We start from the raw sequence: 13,828 nt of genomic DNA on the forward strand, positions 1-13,828 counted from the left end.
TCATGAGGAAAAAGTATGAATGATGTGAATAACTTTCGTAGCAAAGGTCCTGAACTGCTGGTAGAACTGGCACAGCATACAGCCTGCACGGTCAGTGAAATAATCCATGTTGAGCCTGCGTTAGCTGAACAAATTGGTGAAGCTGTTGCAAACCATATGATGCAGGTTTGGGGCGGTCAGAATGTCTATTTTCCTATGGGCATGGTTTGGAAAGTCAGCCTCCGTGATCGTGAGATTTTCAACGAGTTTAACGGTAAAAATCATCATGATCTGGCTCGCAAGTTTGGTGTTTCTATTCAATGGATTTACAGCGTAGTGAAGCGTATCCGAAAGGAAGAACTAGATCGCCTGCAAGGTAAGTTATTTGATAACGAGTCTGAATAGGCAGGTCAAACTGATTGAGCTTAGTAAAATTAGACGGCAGACTAAGCATGATTCTCGTTCGGTCTGCCTTTCAAATACTGAAAAGAATTTACAATTGAATCTCCATAACTTCCCACTTAGTCCAAGTTTTTCCCATAATTATCTTTCAGTTCCCTTTCAAATATCTTACTTATGATCAAGAGGGGTCAATGGATGGGATTTACTATCTCTGTAATGATCCTTGTCATAGCTACAGTATTCGCAGCTCTTGGCAACACCTGGTTTGCTGGAACGCTTATTACTCTAGATCTTGTTGGTTTGGCGGCGATCTTTGTTGCTGGCCGGGCATTTAAATCTGATAACTGAATCAACCCGTCAAGTAGCTTCCTGTTTCTAACATATAACCAACTCATGCCAGCTTAGTGCTGGTTTTTATTTTTGAGGCCAGCATGTCTGATATAGCAACTATTTTTCTGGGAGTTAACAACGCTGATTTGGAACGCGGAAATCAGGAACTAAACAAATTTCAATCTGTTGCTGAAAAAGCAAGTAAGGCGTCAACTGGTCTTAATGACAGTTTTGAAATTGGTTCTGAAATCCGCGAGAAGCACATAAAGCGACTTCGAGATGAGGCTGCGGGTGTATCTAAAGAGGCAGATTGATAGGTAAAACCTTCTTGTGATTCTCTACATAGTATTTGTACTGTTTTTATATGCAGTTATTTTGACTGTTCAAATTACCAGTAAGCAAATTTCAGTAAAATGACTAATATATGATTAAGGTTGTTTTAAATTTAACCATAACTCATTGTTAGATCCGATTGTATTGAAAGGAAATTATATGCTTGAGGATATCCGGAATGTGGTAATGAAAGCTATGTTGTAGATGAACATTGTGAGAGTTGCGGTTATGATCCCTTGTTGGTGGTAGTTCCTGCTAGATATAGACCTCAGTTTGCTTTAACGGCTGAGTTATTCAAGAAAGAGCAGCCGGTAGCATTCGATTACAAAATGGGTAAACTTTGGCATTTAGATAAAGGGGATGTGCAGCTTTTTTTTAAAAAGGATTGAAAGTAAATTTGATCGAAAAGGGAAACATCATGGCTTCATAAAAACCTCTTTCTACACCAGATGTTTTTTTAAAATATATAAGTAAAGATTATGACTTTGAAAAATTTGTAAATGCGATAATGAAGAAAATGAAGTTGGAGTCAAATGCTGACAAATCAACTCTTGTTGGTGGAGCTTTAATTTTTATTCATTATAAAACTGAGGAAGATATTACTGGGCTTGGGCGTTTATTGATTCTCATGGTCGATAAAAAAGGTGTTTTTGATTTTGACCGTAACTTAGTTCCAGAACAGATCACGTCAATAGATATTGACTTACTACGACAGGCGACGATGGTTGATTTAACACTATTTGAGGCAAGCTATCCTGATAATGACGGTGAGTCTTATATAGGGTTTATATCAGGAAAATCTAAAAGTAGGTTTTTTAAAAGAGCTCTAGGTTGTGACCCAAAAATTGATAATCAGAGAAGCATATTTGAAATATTTAGAGCCATCAATGACTTTACTACTACGGTTGAACTAACAATGGTTGAAGCTGATGCGTTAGATCAAAAAATTCAAGAATTTGTTCAAAAGAAAGCTAGAGATCCAGTTGATAAAAAGATAACAATAAAGGATATATAAGATCAAATAGATCGTCATCTTCCCAGAGAACACAAAGCCAAAGGTAAATTCAAAGATTTTGTTAATGTAAATAAATATAAAGTAGATGAGGTTTTTGAGCCGACAGTTCACTTGGATACTTTTTTAAAGAGTGATTGATAGAGGTTGCTATGAACAAAGAACGGGGTTTTAGATTTATTATAGATACTATGCTGGAGTCATATTTTAATCTTAATAGTTCTTTTGTAACCGTCATTCTCTCCGAAGAAAAAGCAGTTAATCTGAATGATTTTAAAAAGTCATTAACGGCCTGTGGATTAATAGAAAAACCAAGATCGAACAAAAATGAAGTTGGTTTTTCATTGAAATACTTTGATGAGTATAAATTATGAGCAGATCTTTATGGGTATTGCTTACTCGTGTAGATGTTGATCAAGCACCTGATGTGAAGTGGCCGGAGGTGCCGAAGTGAAGAATAATGATTAGATAATTTTATGTTTTTAGTCAGAAAAAGCTGGCTTATCAGTGGATATCAATGCCAGATTTGAAGTTGGGGTTTTTCCCCAGTTTTGCCCTAGTTTTTCCCCAAGCAAATGTCACCCATAAAAAAACCAACCGTAAGAGGTTGGTTTTTCTGGGGAAATTTGGTCGGCATGATAGGATTTGAACCTACGACCCCCGACACCCCATGACGGTGCGCTACCAAGCTGCGCTACATGCCGATAATTCGTATTATAGTACTGATTTTTTTCCTAAAAGCAAGCACTGAATTTTGTGACTGATTGATTTTTAAGCATTTAGTTGGCTATAAAATGTTTAACCTCGGTTAGTATCTGTAACAGTTGCGCCAGATTGGGTTTAGCATCTTTGATTTCGTTGCCTTCCAGGTCATATAGGTGATAGTCACCATTTTTATCCAGGAACAAGGTATTTTCGCTGGTTGTAATGATCAAGGAGCCGTCATCACCGGTAATCACCCACGGATTATCACGCTGTGCTGCAAATAGATCTTGGCCCTGAGAATAATCAGCAGGAGTGTTGCTAACATGTAACAAACGTTGCATTAATGTTGTCATGACGTCCTGATGACTTGTCAGTTTACTAATTGTCTGTGATGGTGTTCCTGGCCAATGAATCAGCAGTGGAACATGCATCTGAGCACGATTAAATCTGCCATTATTTATCCATCTAGGTGGATGTGTAGTGGCGATTTCACTATGTTCAGCGGTAATAATAATGACAGTATTGTTCAGTGCATTTTTGCTTTTTAGTGTCTCTAATACGGTATTTATTGGATTATCAAGCGTAGCAGCATTACCAAGTGCATCGACTTTATCTAATCCACTCACCCTCAAGAAGGAGAACCACGGAGTGTTAGTACTGGGTAAATTTAACCATTGCTGCCATTGTTCTACCGTGAGTTGGTTGCTTTGGTTGATCTCAGTGGGCAGTGAATAGTCGGAAAGTAATGCATGACGATAAAGAGGAGTATTGAATCCTACAGAAGAGAATAGACCGAATTGATATCCTTGATGAGTCAGGGCATTAATCAGGGCTGATGATTTACGTCCAGCCAGTATTCCATCCAGATAACCAGAAGAAATGCCATAAAACAGCCCGAATAGAGCAGTATCATTTTGAATCCCGGTACTGAAATGTTGATTGAACTGAATACTGGTTTCTCTGAAATGAGAGAGCGCAGGCATATTCTCGGTAATATCTCTATTATCCAGTTTATCAATTACCAGTATTAACAGGTTGTGTCCGCTTCCTTTATCCTGATAAGTCAGATCATTAAGTGGATATTCCACGGTCAGCGCAGCAGGATCACCTTGTTGCATAAGGCGGCGTTGATATTCTTGTTGATCGAGCAGACCATGTTTTTCAAGAAATTTACGCGCTGTCATTGGATAGGAGAGCGGCAGATTAGAACGTTGCATGGTAATCGGTCGATAAAAATTAGCATCAGCCCAGATATACATCAAATGGGAAGCTAAAAAAGCCGAAATAAGGACGGCAGCCAGTGGCTTACCAGACCGTTGCCGATTCAGGCTGCGTAGTTTCTGCCAACTCCAGGTACCAAATAACATCTGTATCAGAAAAATGACTGGAATACAGATGAACATTAGCTGCCATTCTCGCGCCAGTTCCCCTTGATCAGGATTGATAACTAAATCCCACACCAGAGGTGTAAGGTGAAGATGGAAACGGTTGTATATGGCAATATCGAATATTAACAGTGTCAGCCCGGCGGTGGCGAAAATGGCTGAAAGAAACCTGAGCAGGCGCTGTGACATGACAATAAATGTCAGTGGAAACAGGATCAGCAAATAAGCGGCAAAAACAATAAAACTAAAATGCCCAAGCCAACTAGCCAGAGCATAGACTCGGCCGAACAGTGAGCTCGGCCAGTCAGAAACAAACAGGTAACGACTACCTAATCCAAGACTGAACAGAATATTAAATAGGGCAAACCAATGCCCCCAGCTAATCATTTGGGAAACTTTTTCACGATAACGCTGACGGCTAGTCACCATATTTTGTTTACGTTGTAGTCTTAGTTAAAAAATCAATGGGCTTTATCTTCGTTTACTGAAGATTTAAGCGCGTGTGCAAACGAGTCAGCAATATGTCTGCGCTGTGCAGGAGATATACTCGTATTGATTAAATTTGTTACCATATTGCCCAGTACCATTAAAGAAAGGTCTGTCGGCGTATGGTTTTTTTCCAGAACACTGACGAGTTCTGTTAATAAACGTTCAACGTGTTCGTCACTGTAACGAGATGACTGTGGCATAGATTTAAACTTCCTGAACTAACAAAGCACATTATCTTACCGTATAGATGCGTGATTTTCTGCTCTTTTGTGGCAAATTAATTCACGGTTAAGATTATGTTGCAGTAATAGCCTATTTTTAGCAATTTTTTGATACCTGTCAGCAAATTATAGTTGATGGCAGATGATGAAACGTTATTTTCTTTCGGGGTTTTTTATTGCAGTCGTTTGTTATCGGTGTTTGAATGCGTGTTTAAAAACGCATGAAGTCAGCCGCGAAAGGAGTAGAAAGAATGAGTCTGCAAATAGACCAGATTGCCTTGCATCAATTAATCAAGCGTGATGAACAGACATTAGATGTTGTGTTGCGTGATTCTTTACTCGCCACCGATCAAGTTGTGGAAGATATGATGGCTGAATTACACCGAGTATACAGCGCAAAAAGTAAAGCTTACGGCTTATTTAATGAAGAGAGTGAATTGGCAGAAGCACTCAGACATCAGCGTAAAGGTGATGAAGATTTTCTTGGGTTCAGTCGTGCGGCAACCGCACGTTTGAGGGATGAACTGGCGAAATATCCGTTTGCCGAGGGAGGGACGGTCCTGTTTTGTCAGTATCGCTATCTGGCGGTAGAGTATTTATTGATTGCTGTACTTAATAGCTGTAACAGTATGTCTGTTAACGATAATCTGGATTTAAATACCACTCGTTATCTGGATATTCCTCATGCTGATATTGTTGCTCGTATAGATTTGACGGAGTGGGAAGCTAATCCTGAATCAAGCCGTTATTTAACATTCTTGAAAGGCCGGGTAGGGCGTAAAGTTTCAGATTTCTTTATGGATTTTCTCGCTGCTAGTGAAGGTATGAATGCTAAAGTTCAGAATAAAGGACTGCTACAAGCAGTTAATGATTATTGTGAATCTGGTGAGCTGAATAAGAATGAGCGTCAAGCGTATCGCCAGCAAGTATACGGCTATTGTAATGATCAATTGCAGGCGGGAGAGGAAATTGAAATTAAGGCGTTGTCTCAGGCATTACCCACATTTGGTGAGCAGAATTTTCAGCAGTTTTCTCAGGATCAGGGATATGAATTGGAAGAGAGTTTTCCGGCGGATCGCAGTACGTTGCGTCAGCTAACTAAATTTGCTGGCAGTGGTGGTGGATTAACAATTAATTTCGATGCGATGTTATTTGGTGAAAGAATTTTCTGGGATCCGGCAACGGATACTTTAACCATTAAAGGCACGCCACCAAATTTACGTGACCAGTTACAGCGCCGTAGAGGTGATCATTGAGGCCAAAAAATAAATAACGCCGCATTTGCGGCGTTATTTACTCGGCGTCCCGAAAAGCTCGGCTGTGGCTAATTAAGCACGCAGGAAGTCAATGTGCGCCAGTTTTGGTTTAAACGGATGGCGCTGTACAGCCTGCACTTTAACTTTAGTCTCTTTACCGTCGATAACCAGGGTCAGAGCTTCGCTATAAAATTCAGCTTTGCGTTCCATAGTGATAACCTGATCGTGAGACAGTTCAATAGAAACTGGCTCTTGGTTGCCACCGTATACGATAGCTGGAAACTTGTTAGCTCTACGCAGGCGGCGGCTCGCACCTTTGCCCTGCTCTTTACGTACTTCTGCATTAATAGTAAACATTATTTTTTCTCTTTAAGAAGAAAATAAATCCTGCTACAGGCGACCCAGCAGCAGGTTCGAGATTTGGCTTAACATAGTGTCAAGCGGGCGGCATTCTAGCGAAAAATGGCAGTTACAGCAAATGGAATAGGTTAATCTAAACCTATTAATATAATTCGTCTGCTCGTCGGAAACGCCCTTGGTAATCAAAGATTTTTTCACGAATCTGCCAGAATCGACCTTTTTTACGGGCGACAACAAAATCTGGATGACGTAATAAAGGTTGCTGGTGAACGATATCTAAGGCGGTTTTCCAGTTAAAAGGTATAGCCGGGGCACGTTGATGCTGACGAAGAAATTGGTGCTCAAAGGCTAGTCGTTGGGCCGGGGTTGTAAGCCGAAAGCGTTCCGAAACATCAGTACCATCTTCATCGTAATAGATGATTTCCAGCCATTCGCCTTTACTGTCAGTTTCAGTGATGAGTTGCATGCCACCACAACGTAGTACCAGTGCATCTTTAAGCTTCAATGCGGCTTTCAACATATCGTCGGGATCAACCAGCACCTCTTGGCAACTGTGGCAACGCCGCGCTGCAATATCATTTTCTGCATTGCAATGAGGGCAGAGTTTAAAACGAAAGCGGAACTCACATTGATGGCGTTTGCCGTATTGATCGTTTTCCCAACCCTGACAGCGGCGGCCAAAATGCTCAATAATTTCACCGTCGGAGGTACATTTTCCCCAAAATATATTGGCAAAGTTGCAGATAGGGCAGAATACTTGAATCGGTTGGCTCTGTTTGTCCGGTTTATTGCTGCCAACTTCTGGTGTGTAGAGATCGTGAGGGTTTCCTGCATAATCGAGAATCAGGCAATCTTTTTTGCCGGGAAATAATCGTAAACCACGACCGATAATTTGCTGATATAGACTGACAGATTCAGTAGGACGCAGAATGACTATCAGATCAACATGGGGAGCATCAAATCCAGTTGTCAATACGGCGACGTTAACCAGATAGCGCAATTGCTGAGTTTTAAAGGCTTCGATAAACAGATCACGATCAGCGGTTGATGTATCGGCATTGACTAATGCGGCTTGGCCGGAAGGGAGTAATTGAAAAATCTCTTTGGCATGTTCGACAGTTGCAGCAAAAAGCATAACGCCTTTGCGGTCAGCGGAATATTCAATGACTTGTCTGATAATATGAGGTGTGATGCGTTTTTGTCGTTTAATTTCGTGGTTCAAATCAGTTTCATTGAAGATGCCTTGCTGACTGGAGCGAACTTGGCTGAAATCATATTGCATAACAGGCATATCTAGCCGTTTTGGCGGGACCAGGAAACCGTGTTTAATCATATAACGCAGGGGCAATTCATAGATGCAATCACGGAAAAAACAGTTTTCATCACCACGGATCATGCCGTGATAGTGATATTGATATATCCAGCCGATAGCCAGTCTGTAAGGTGTCGCTGTTAAGCCAAGAAGACGTAGTTGTGGATTATTTTGTCGAAGGTGATGAATAATTTGCTGATACTGGCTATTTTCATCATCACTGATACGGTGGCATTCATCAATTATCAGCAAAGAGAATTGATTAGCAAAATGTTCAAGATTACGGGCGACAGATTGCACACTACCAAACACGACTTTTCCTGCACTTTGTTTTTGCTGCAATCCTGCGGAAAAAATATCTGCTGGTAAACTGTATGCGCAGTATTTGCTGTAATTCTGTGCAACTAATTCTTTTACATGAGCCAATACTAATACTCTCCCACGAGCTAATTTTGCCAGTTCAGCAATAACCAGGCTTTTACCTGCGCCAGTTGGTAACACAATGACCGCAGGCTCATGGTGGTGCCGGAAATGATTAACGGTGGCATCCACGGCTTCTTGCTGATAGGGACGTAAAGTAAAAGTCATAATCGTTCCGTAACCGAAAAATATTCGCAAAAGAGTAACATTTTTCTTATCAATTTTCCGTGGGCGGAAGTCAAGGTAAGATAATTATCTGATTGAGTGAAACTATAACTGGTTATAATAAATAGATAATTGTTGTTTATAGTAAACATAGTTATGATTAGCTTTAAAAGCTTTTGGGCTCATTTCATATCTTCTTTTTTTTGGTGGCTCTGTGTTGTAGTGCCAAAATAGTAGTGGATCACGTTCATTTTTAAATTAATTAATACAGGTGTCTTCATCCATGCGATTGGATAAATTTTTGTCACAACAGCTTGGTATCAGTCGGAATGACGTAGGACGCGAGTTGCGTGCGGGGCGTATCACTGTTGATGATGAGATTGTAAAAACCGGAGCTTATAAATTAACTCCAGAGCAACAGGTCATGTTTGATGGTTCATTATTGGAACAGCAACAAGGGCCTCGTTATTTTATGTTAAATAAACCACAGGGGTATGTCTGTTCCACCGATGATCCGATAAATCCGACGGTGCTCTATTTTATTGATGAGCCAGCAGCGCATAAATTACATACGGCGGGTAGGTTGGATATGGATACCACCGGTCTGGTTTTGCTAACTGATGATGGTCAATGGTCTCATCGTATTACTGCCCCAAAACATCATTGTAAAAAAACATATCTAGTCATACTTGAATGTCCAGTTGCAGCAGAGACAGCGGATAAATTTCTTGCAGGTGTTCAACTTAATGGTGAAAAAACAGTGACAAAACCCGCTCAACTGGAAATTCTGGAACCTCAAGTAGCCCGCCTGACGATTAGTGAAGGGCGTTACCATCAGGTAAAACGCATGTTTGCAGCGGTAGGTAATCGGGTAACCGAGCTTCATCGTGAGCGAATCGGTGAAATCATCTTAGATCCTGAACTGGAGCCAGGAGAGTACCGATCATTAACTGAGCAAGAAATTGCCAGTGTCAATCTTCCTTAATCTTGGTTTTAGTTAATTATTTTAAATTATTGGAGCAATATACGTGCAACAACAACGATCATCCTATTTTGGATTGATTTTAATCCTTGGGCTGCTTTCTATGTTAATGCCCCTTGCCATTGATATGTATTTGCCGAGTTTGCCTACTGTTGCCGAGGATTTCGGTGTAGATAGCGGACAGGTTCAGATGACGCTGAGCAGCTATATTTTTGGTTTTGCTATCGGTCAGATGGTATATGGTCCAATGGCTGACAGTTTGGGGCGTAAGCCGGTTATTCTAGGCGGGGTGACTGTATTTGCCCTAGCTTCAGCTGCGTGTGCAATGGTACAGAATATTGATGATTTTATTTATATGCGCTTTTTGCATGGATTCTCCGCCGCCGCAGCGGGTGTTGTCATTAATGCGCTAATGCGAGATTTGTTCACCAAAGACGAATTCTCTCGTAGCATGTCTTTTGTGATATTGGTAATGACTATTGCCCCATTAATTGCACCAATTCTTGGTGGCATGATAATGATTTGGTTCACATGGCATGCGATTTTCTGGAGTATTGCGGTAACTTCTGTTATTGCCGTATTCCTTGTCGCTTTCTTTATAAGAGAGACTTTGCCAAAAGAGAAAAGACAAAAATTTCATCTTCGTACAACTGTAAGTCAGTTTATTATGTTATTTCGCCAGCGTCGTGTATTTTGCTACATGCTTGCCAGCGGTTTTTCATTTGCGGGAATGTTCTCTTTTCTTAGTGCAGGGCCATTTGTTTATATTGAGTTGAATGGTGTTTCGCCTCAGCACTTTGGTTATTACTTTGCGCTTAACATCGTATTTCTGTTTGTGATGACGACAATAAATAGTCGCTATGTCCGGCGCTTTGGTGCGTTGAAGATGATGTATTGTGGTTTGAGTGTGCAGTTTATGATGGGGATTTGGTTGCTACTGTCTACCGCCCTCGATTTTGGTTTTACTGCTCTGGTCATCGGTGTTGCAGCTTATGTATGTGGTATTGCAATGATTACATCCAATGTCATGGCGGTGGTTTTAGATGATTATCCACATATGGCCGGAACGGTGTCTTCATTGGCGGGTACAATTCGTTTTGGTATTAGTGCCTTGGTTGGTATATTACTTGCCATGTTACCTGCACGTAATGCCTGGCCAATGGTTGGCTCTATGGTTTTATCTGTTATTTTGGCTGTGTTGCTTATTATATACGCAAAAAAGAGGCGGTAAATAAAAACAGAAGGCTGTTTTCACGTGCAGCCTTTTCCTTAAAAAGAAAATTATGGTAAGCGAAAAATATTTTTGATGATGTTGTCTGGTTGTAATTTTAGGCGAGATTGTTGAGGAGTTTTTTTATTCTAAAATATATATCTACCTTCGTTGATATATTCTTGATTGACAGGGGTAAAATTTAATATTATTTATTAAAAATAACCAATTAGATCAGAAGATTGTGCTATTTTTTTTGCTATTCTAGGATTTGCCATTAAGCAATGAAGTTGTAATGGTTTTTTGGTATCAGCAGCATTTTCTGTATCACTAATATTATCATTAAAAACGATAATGTTATTAAAGAGAATATTTTGCCTAAATATTCTGGGGGAATTGAACAACTGGTTATGCTTAATAGCTATAAATGGTGATACTGATCTATTTATGGCGAGGTAAAACTGTTGTTGCTTCATTATTTTTTTATTATTGCTGTTGCGGATTTGCTGATTTTTATATGCCTGTTGAGTTGATAGGCTAACTTTTTACTATAAGGAAATTCCGAAATGTTTTTCTGTGTGAATAAATTTCTATTGATGCATTGATGGTAATTATAAGTTATTGTTGTATTTTTGTTAAATTAAAAAATATTAAATGGCGTTATTATTAGGTTGTCATTAGTTATACCTTATAAAACACATTGTTATCTATTTGTTTTTACAGTTCTTATTTGATTTTTATGTTAAAGTGTTGAGTTGAAAAAATAAAATATGTAAACAATCATTAAACATAAAGTTGGGTTTTTGCATAAAAATTAGTTGAGTTTTCTTTAAAAAAAGTATAAATATATGAGAAATGAGAGATTGATCTCACTTTTTCTAAGGTGAAATTTGGAATTAATGTAATACTATAAACACAAATTTAACTTTTCGTTTACCTTTTTTGGGGGTTAGTTATTCGGTTTTGGCGAGTAGAACACCTGAAGATAGCCGCTAACTTTAACTTTTGTATCTATGTTCTTTCAGGTAGGAATGATTCGTGAATAATATTCAGCTTTCGGTAGTACATCGGCTGCCGCAAAGTTACAGGTGGTCACCCGGTTTTGCGGGTATCAAAGTTGAGCCGCTTCCGGTTGATGAAGTGAATGCAGAAAGCAGCCTGATGGGGTTGAAGTTACTCAGCCATGAAGACGGGGCTGCGTGGAATGTTATGCAAAAATTACAGCAATCACTCGCTGATATGCAAATTGGAAGCACTGTGATTGAGTTGGAAGGTCAGCCGTGCTTATTTATTAATAGTGAAGATGAAAGTGCGGTTATGTGTCGTTTGAAGACACTTGGCGCTGCCATTGCTGAAAAGATAACAGCGCTTTATCCATTCTGATCTATACCTAATAGATTTCGAGTTGCAGCGCGGCGGCAAGTGAACGAATCCCCAGGAGCATAGATAACGATGTGACTGGGGTGAGTGAAAGCAGCCAACAAAGCAGCAGCTTGAAAGATGGAGGGTATAAACGCGAAAAGCGCTTCCTTTGATGGGAGCGCTTTTTTGTGGGGGCAAGGGAAAAATTTTTAGCCGTTAGGCGTTATACGATTGCTGATGACCCGGCGACCACCATAATAACGTTTGCTCCAGTATGTACTGTTTAACCTGGAAACGATTACACCATTGCTAGTAGAGGCATGAACGAATTGGTCATTGCCAACATAGATACCAATATGCCTGGTACGGGCACCTGTCTTGAATAAAACTAAATCACCAGGGCGTAATCTTGAACGGTCGATTTTTTTGCCAATATTTTGTTGTTCAAATGTTGAACGTGGCAGTTCCATACCAAACTGGTCACGGAAAGTACGTTGAACAAAGGCAGAACAATCTATACCGCGTTTAGTCTCGCCACCGAGTCTATAGGCAACCCCCTTCCAGCCATTGTATTGGCTAAGAATTTTAGATTTTATATCCAGATTACGAACGAGTGCTTCGAATTCATCCTGAGACGCTTGAAGTAAGAAGCCGTTCTTACCGTTTACTGCATGCGTATCAGCTTGTGTGTTACGAAACCTTGATGAATCTGGTGAGCTGCACGCGGATAAGGTGATCGCTACGAACAGCGCGGGTATCAGCCGCGTAATGTATCTCAGAGCCGGTTGAGACTTGACCATTATTTTTGTTTTCCCTTGCTATCCTTACCTTAGTTGGTCGCTATTATTGAAAAATATCAAACGCTTCGAAGCCTGGTGTTAGAAAAAACAATGAATAAACAACGCGTTTGGTGAAAAAACGCGTCTGATGCCACGTTTTATAACGATATTTACAATAAATGTTATTCAAACCGAGAGTACAGAAACAATCAGGAAAAGGCGAGTATTTAATGACATAATTTACAAAAAATTAGATTTCTAAGTAGGAGAGATCAGGAGTGTTGCTAATTTATGTTATCTATGTGGGTTTTATGAGCTATTGGGAAGGTTGAATACCTTTCCAATATTATTCAGTAAAAAGAGTTTATGGGAAAGATCTTAAATTGGGCGACCAATTTGTGGTAGATTCTTATCCAGCCAGTTAATCATTATGTCACTTAATGGTGTTAATAATAGCCAACTTGTTCCGATTAGCACTAGAGATAAAGAACCAACTGCAATATCAGTAAACCAGTGCGCTCCTGCCATGATGCGAGGTAACGCAAATATTACCATAATTAGTAATGCAATACAGAATGCTCTACCTGAGATATATCGAAGGATAAAGCAGCTAAAAATTAGGAGCATTAATCCGTGATCGCCTGGAAAGCTATCGCCTGATGCATCTTTTGTTACCAGATTGGTCATTTCGCTAATACGATTGACATGATCAAAGGTTAATGTCGGGCTTGGACGGATAACAGGGAGTAGATGACCGATTTGGTTAAGTATAACTGCGCTTATTATCATGACCAAACCAATCATGAATAATCTGCGTTTGCCATCGTAATTCTGTTTACGAAAAGCGTTGTAATACAGTAATCCCATACATAAAAGTGAAATGACATCGAAGGCCCTGATATTCACAAATGCTACAAATTCTGTGAATGTTGAACCTGATGTTAATTTCTTATTAAAGAAGTAGAAGATTGCAGAGTCGATCTTGAGCCAAAAACCATGATGCTCTGGTAAATACCAGGAGAGAAATAAAGTGATCCCTAACAGGTTCAGTATAAATATGGCAAATGGGTGATTGCGTGTCATGGGAGACCTATTTGTTAAAAATAAGATAAGTGGTAACTAAACT

17 protein-coding genes and 1 tRNA gene are annotated in these 13,828 nt (G+C 39.8%); 10 read left to right on the forward strand and 8 right to left on the reverse strand.

Annotation, left to right across the window (positions count from 1 at the left end):
* Positions 1–15 precede the first annotated feature (15 nt).
* From KZ793_RS15970 to KZ793_RS22945, 6 genes are all read left to right on the forward strand, one after another.
* On the forward strand, positions 16–384 hold the full coding sequence (locus tag KZ793_RS15970; RefSeq protein WP_036843675.1) for a Mor transcription activator family protein: 369 nt from the start codon (positions 16–18) through the stop codon (positions 382–384).
* A 192-nt stretch (positions 385–576) separates the two neighbouring features.
* A complete protein-coding gene (locus KZ793_RS15975; RefSeq protein WP_317987472.1) occupies positions 577–729 on the forward strand; it encodes a hypothetical protein in 153 nt (50 codons plus the stop codon).
* Positions 730–812: 83 nt separating this feature from the next.
* Positions 813–1,025: a hypothetical protein gene (locus tag KZ793_RS15980; RefSeq protein WP_225816234.1), complete on the forward strand. Its 213-nt coding sequence runs from the start codon at positions 813–815 to the stop codon at positions 1,023–1,025.
* 485 nt (positions 1,026–1,510) lie between these two features.
* Positions 1,511–2,059, forward strand: a complete 549-nt coding sequence (locus KZ793_RS15985) for a nucleoid-associated protein (protein WP_225816269.1) — start codon at positions 1,511–1,513, stop codon at positions 2,057–2,059.
* A gap of 149 nt (positions 2,060–2,208) precedes the next feature.
* Positions 2,209–2,430 carry a hypothetical protein gene (locus KZ793_RS15990; RefSeq protein WP_225816235.1) on the forward strand — a complete coding sequence of 74 codons (222 nt, stop codon included), beginning with the start codon at positions 2,209–2,211 and terminating at the stop codon, positions 2,428–2,430.
* On the forward strand, positions 2,427–2,510 hold the full coding sequence (locus KZ793_RS22945) for a tail fiber assembly protein (RefSeq protein WP_225816270.1): 84 nt from the start codon (positions 2,427–2,429) through the stop codon (positions 2,508–2,510). Before KZ793_RS15990 ends, KZ793_RS22945 begins: the two co-directional genes overlap by 4 nt.
* A gap of 173 nt (positions 2,511–2,683) precedes the next feature.
* Here the strand turns inward: KZ793_RS22945 and KZ793_RS16000 are convergent.
* From KZ793_RS16000 to KZ793_RS16010, 3 genes are all read right to left on the reverse strand, one after another.
* Positions 2,684–2,760: transfer RNA gene (locus tag KZ793_RS16000), tRNA-Pro, on the reverse strand.
* Positions 2,761–2,835: 75 nt separating this feature from the next.
* The gene (yejM, locus tag KZ793_RS16005) at positions 2,836–4,575 is read right to left on the reverse strand and encodes an LPS biosynthesis-modulating metalloenzyme YejM (protein WP_225816236.1); all 1,740 of its coding nucleotides are present in this window, start codon (positions 4,573–4,575) and stop codon (positions 2,836–2,838) included.
* Between the two features lie 32 nt (positions 4,576–4,607).
* A complete protein-coding gene (locus KZ793_RS16010) occupies positions 4,608–4,835 on the reverse strand; it encodes a YejL family protein (protein WP_225816237.1) in 228 nt (75 codons plus the stop codon).
* 272 nt (positions 4,836–5,107) lie between these two features.
* Between KZ793_RS16010 and yejK the strand changes: the two genes are divergently transcribed.
* On the forward strand, positions 5,108–6,112 hold the full coding sequence (gene yejK, locus KZ793_RS16015) for a nucleoid-associated protein YejK (RefSeq protein ID WP_225816238.1): 1,005 nt from the start codon (positions 5,108–5,110) through the stop codon (positions 6,110–6,112).
* Between the two features lie 72 nt (positions 6,113–6,184).
* Here yejK and rplY read toward each other — a convergent pair whose 3' ends face one another.
* Together rplY and KZ793_RS16025 are read right to left on the reverse strand one after the other, a co-directional pair.
* Positions 6,185–6,469 carry a 50S ribosomal protein L25 gene (gene rplY, locus KZ793_RS16020; RefSeq protein ID WP_225816239.1) on the reverse strand — a complete coding sequence of 95 codons (285 nt, stop codon included), beginning with the start codon at positions 6,467–6,469 and terminating at the stop codon, positions 6,185–6,187.
* A 145-nt stretch (positions 6,470–6,614) separates the two neighbouring features.
* Positions 6,615–8,372 (reverse strand): DEAD/DEAH box helicase, encoded by a 1,758-nt coding sequence (locus KZ793_RS16025; protein WP_225816240.1) that lies wholly within the window; start codon positions 8,370–8,372, stop codon positions 6,615–6,617.
* A gap of 280 nt (positions 8,373–8,652) precedes the next feature.
* Here KZ793_RS16025 and rsuA point away from each other — a divergent pair, with 280 nt between their 5' ends.
* Complete coding sequence (gene rsuA, locus KZ793_RS16030) at positions 8,653–9,354, forward strand: 16S rRNA pseudouridine(516) synthase RsuA (protein WP_225816241.1); 702 nt, start codon at positions 8,653–8,655, stop codon at positions 9,352–9,354.
* A 43-nt stretch (positions 9,355–9,397) separates the two neighbouring features.
* Positions 9,398–10,582, forward strand: coding sequence for a Bcr/CflA family multidrug efflux MFS transporter (locus KZ793_RS16035; RefSeq protein WP_225816242.1), 1,185 nt, complete (start codon positions 9,398–9,400; stop codon positions 10,580–10,582).
* Positions 10,583–10,776: 194 nt separating this feature from the next.
* On the opposite strand, the gene KZ793_RS16040 is transcribed toward KZ793_RS16035, so the two are convergent.
* Positions 10,777–11,037, reverse strand: a complete 261-nt coding sequence (locus KZ793_RS16040) for a hypothetical protein (protein ID WP_225816243.1) — start codon at positions 11,035–11,037, stop codon at positions 10,777–10,779.
* A 562-nt stretch (positions 11,038–11,599) separates the two neighbouring features.
* On the opposite strand from KZ793_RS16040, the gene KZ793_RS16045 reads away from it, so the two are divergent.
* Positions 11,600–11,944 (forward strand): YejG family protein, encoded by a 345-nt coding sequence (locus KZ793_RS16045; protein WP_118986286.1) that lies wholly within the window; start codon positions 11,600–11,602, stop codon positions 11,942–11,944.
* 188 nt (positions 11,945–12,132) lie between these two features.
* Here KZ793_RS16045 and mepS read toward each other — a convergent pair whose 3' ends face one another.
* Together mepS and KZ793_RS16055 are read right to left on the reverse strand one after the other, a co-directional pair.
* On the reverse strand, positions 12,133–12,723 hold the full coding sequence (gene mepS, locus KZ793_RS16050; RefSeq protein WP_225816244.1) for a bifunctional murein DD-endopeptidase/murein LD-carboxypeptidase: 591 nt from the start codon (positions 12,721–12,723) through the stop codon (positions 12,133–12,135).
* Between the two features lie 357 nt (positions 12,724–13,080).
* Entirely contained in the window at positions 13,081–13,785 is a 705-nt protein-coding gene (locus tag KZ793_RS16055) for a phosphatase PAP2 family protein (protein WP_225816245.1), read from the reverse strand.
* Between the last annotated feature and the right edge of the window lie 43 nt (positions 13,786–13,828).

Origin of the sequence: Photorhabdus antumapuensis (assembly GCF_020387775.1) — a bacterium.
Taxonomy (GTDB): domain Bacteria; phylum Pseudomonadota; class Gammaproteobacteria; order Enterobacterales; family Enterobacteriaceae; genus Photorhabdus; species Photorhabdus antumapuensis.

Bases quoted from the DNA above. Each gene is read 5' to 3' on its own strand.
- KZ793_RS15970 (WP_036843675.1), top strand. From the start codon at position 16: ATGAATGATGTGAATAACTTTCGTAGCAAAGGTCCTGAACTGCTGGTA.
- KZ793_RS15975 (WP_317987472.1), top strand. From the start codon at position 577: ATGGGATTTACTATCTCTGTAATGATCCTTGTCATAGCTACAGTATTC.
- KZ793_RS15980 (WP_225816234.1), top strand. From the start codon at position 813: ATGTCTGATATAGCAACTATTTTTCTGGGAGTTAACAACGCTGATTTG.
- KZ793_RS15990 (WP_225816235.1), top strand. From the start codon at position 2,209: ATGAACAAAGAACGGGGTTTTAGATTTATTATAGATACTATGCTGGAG.
- KZ793_RS22945 (WP_225816270.1), top strand. From the start codon at position 2,427: ATGAGCAGATCTTTATGGGTATTGCTTACTCGTGTAGATGTTGATCAA.
- yejM (WP_225816236.1), bottom strand. From the start codon at position 4,575: ATGGTGACTAGCCGTCAGCGTTATCGTGAAAAAGTTTCCCAAATGATT.
- KZ793_RS16010 (WP_225816237.1), bottom strand. From the start codon at position 4,835: ATGCCACAGTCATCTCGTTACAGTGACGAACACGTTGAACGTTTATTA.
- yejK (WP_225816238.1), top strand. From the start codon at position 5,108: ATGAGTCTGCAAATAGACCAGATTGCCTTGCATCAATTAATCAAGCGT.
- rplY (WP_225816239.1), bottom strand. From the start codon at position 6,469: ATGTTTACTATTAATGCAGAAGTACGTAAAGAGCAGGGCAAAGGTGCG.
- KZ793_RS16025 (WP_225816240.1), bottom strand. From the start codon at position 8,372: ATGACTTTTACTTTACGTCCCTATCAGCAAGAAGCCGTGGATGCCACC.
- rsuA (WP_225816241.1), top strand. From the start codon at position 8,653: ATGCGATTGGATAAATTTTTGTCACAACAGCTTGGTATCAGTCGGAAT.
- KZ793_RS16040 (WP_225816243.1), bottom strand. From the start codon at position 11,037: ATGAAGCAACAACAGTTTTACCTCGCCATAAATAGATCAGTATCACCA.
- mepS (WP_225816244.1), bottom strand. From the start codon at position 12,723: ATGGTCAAGTCTCAACCGGCTCTGAGATACATTACGCGGCTGATACCC.
- KZ793_RS16055 (WP_225816245.1), bottom strand. From the start codon at position 13,785: ATGACACGCAATCACCCATTTGCCATATTTATACTGAACCTGTTAGGG.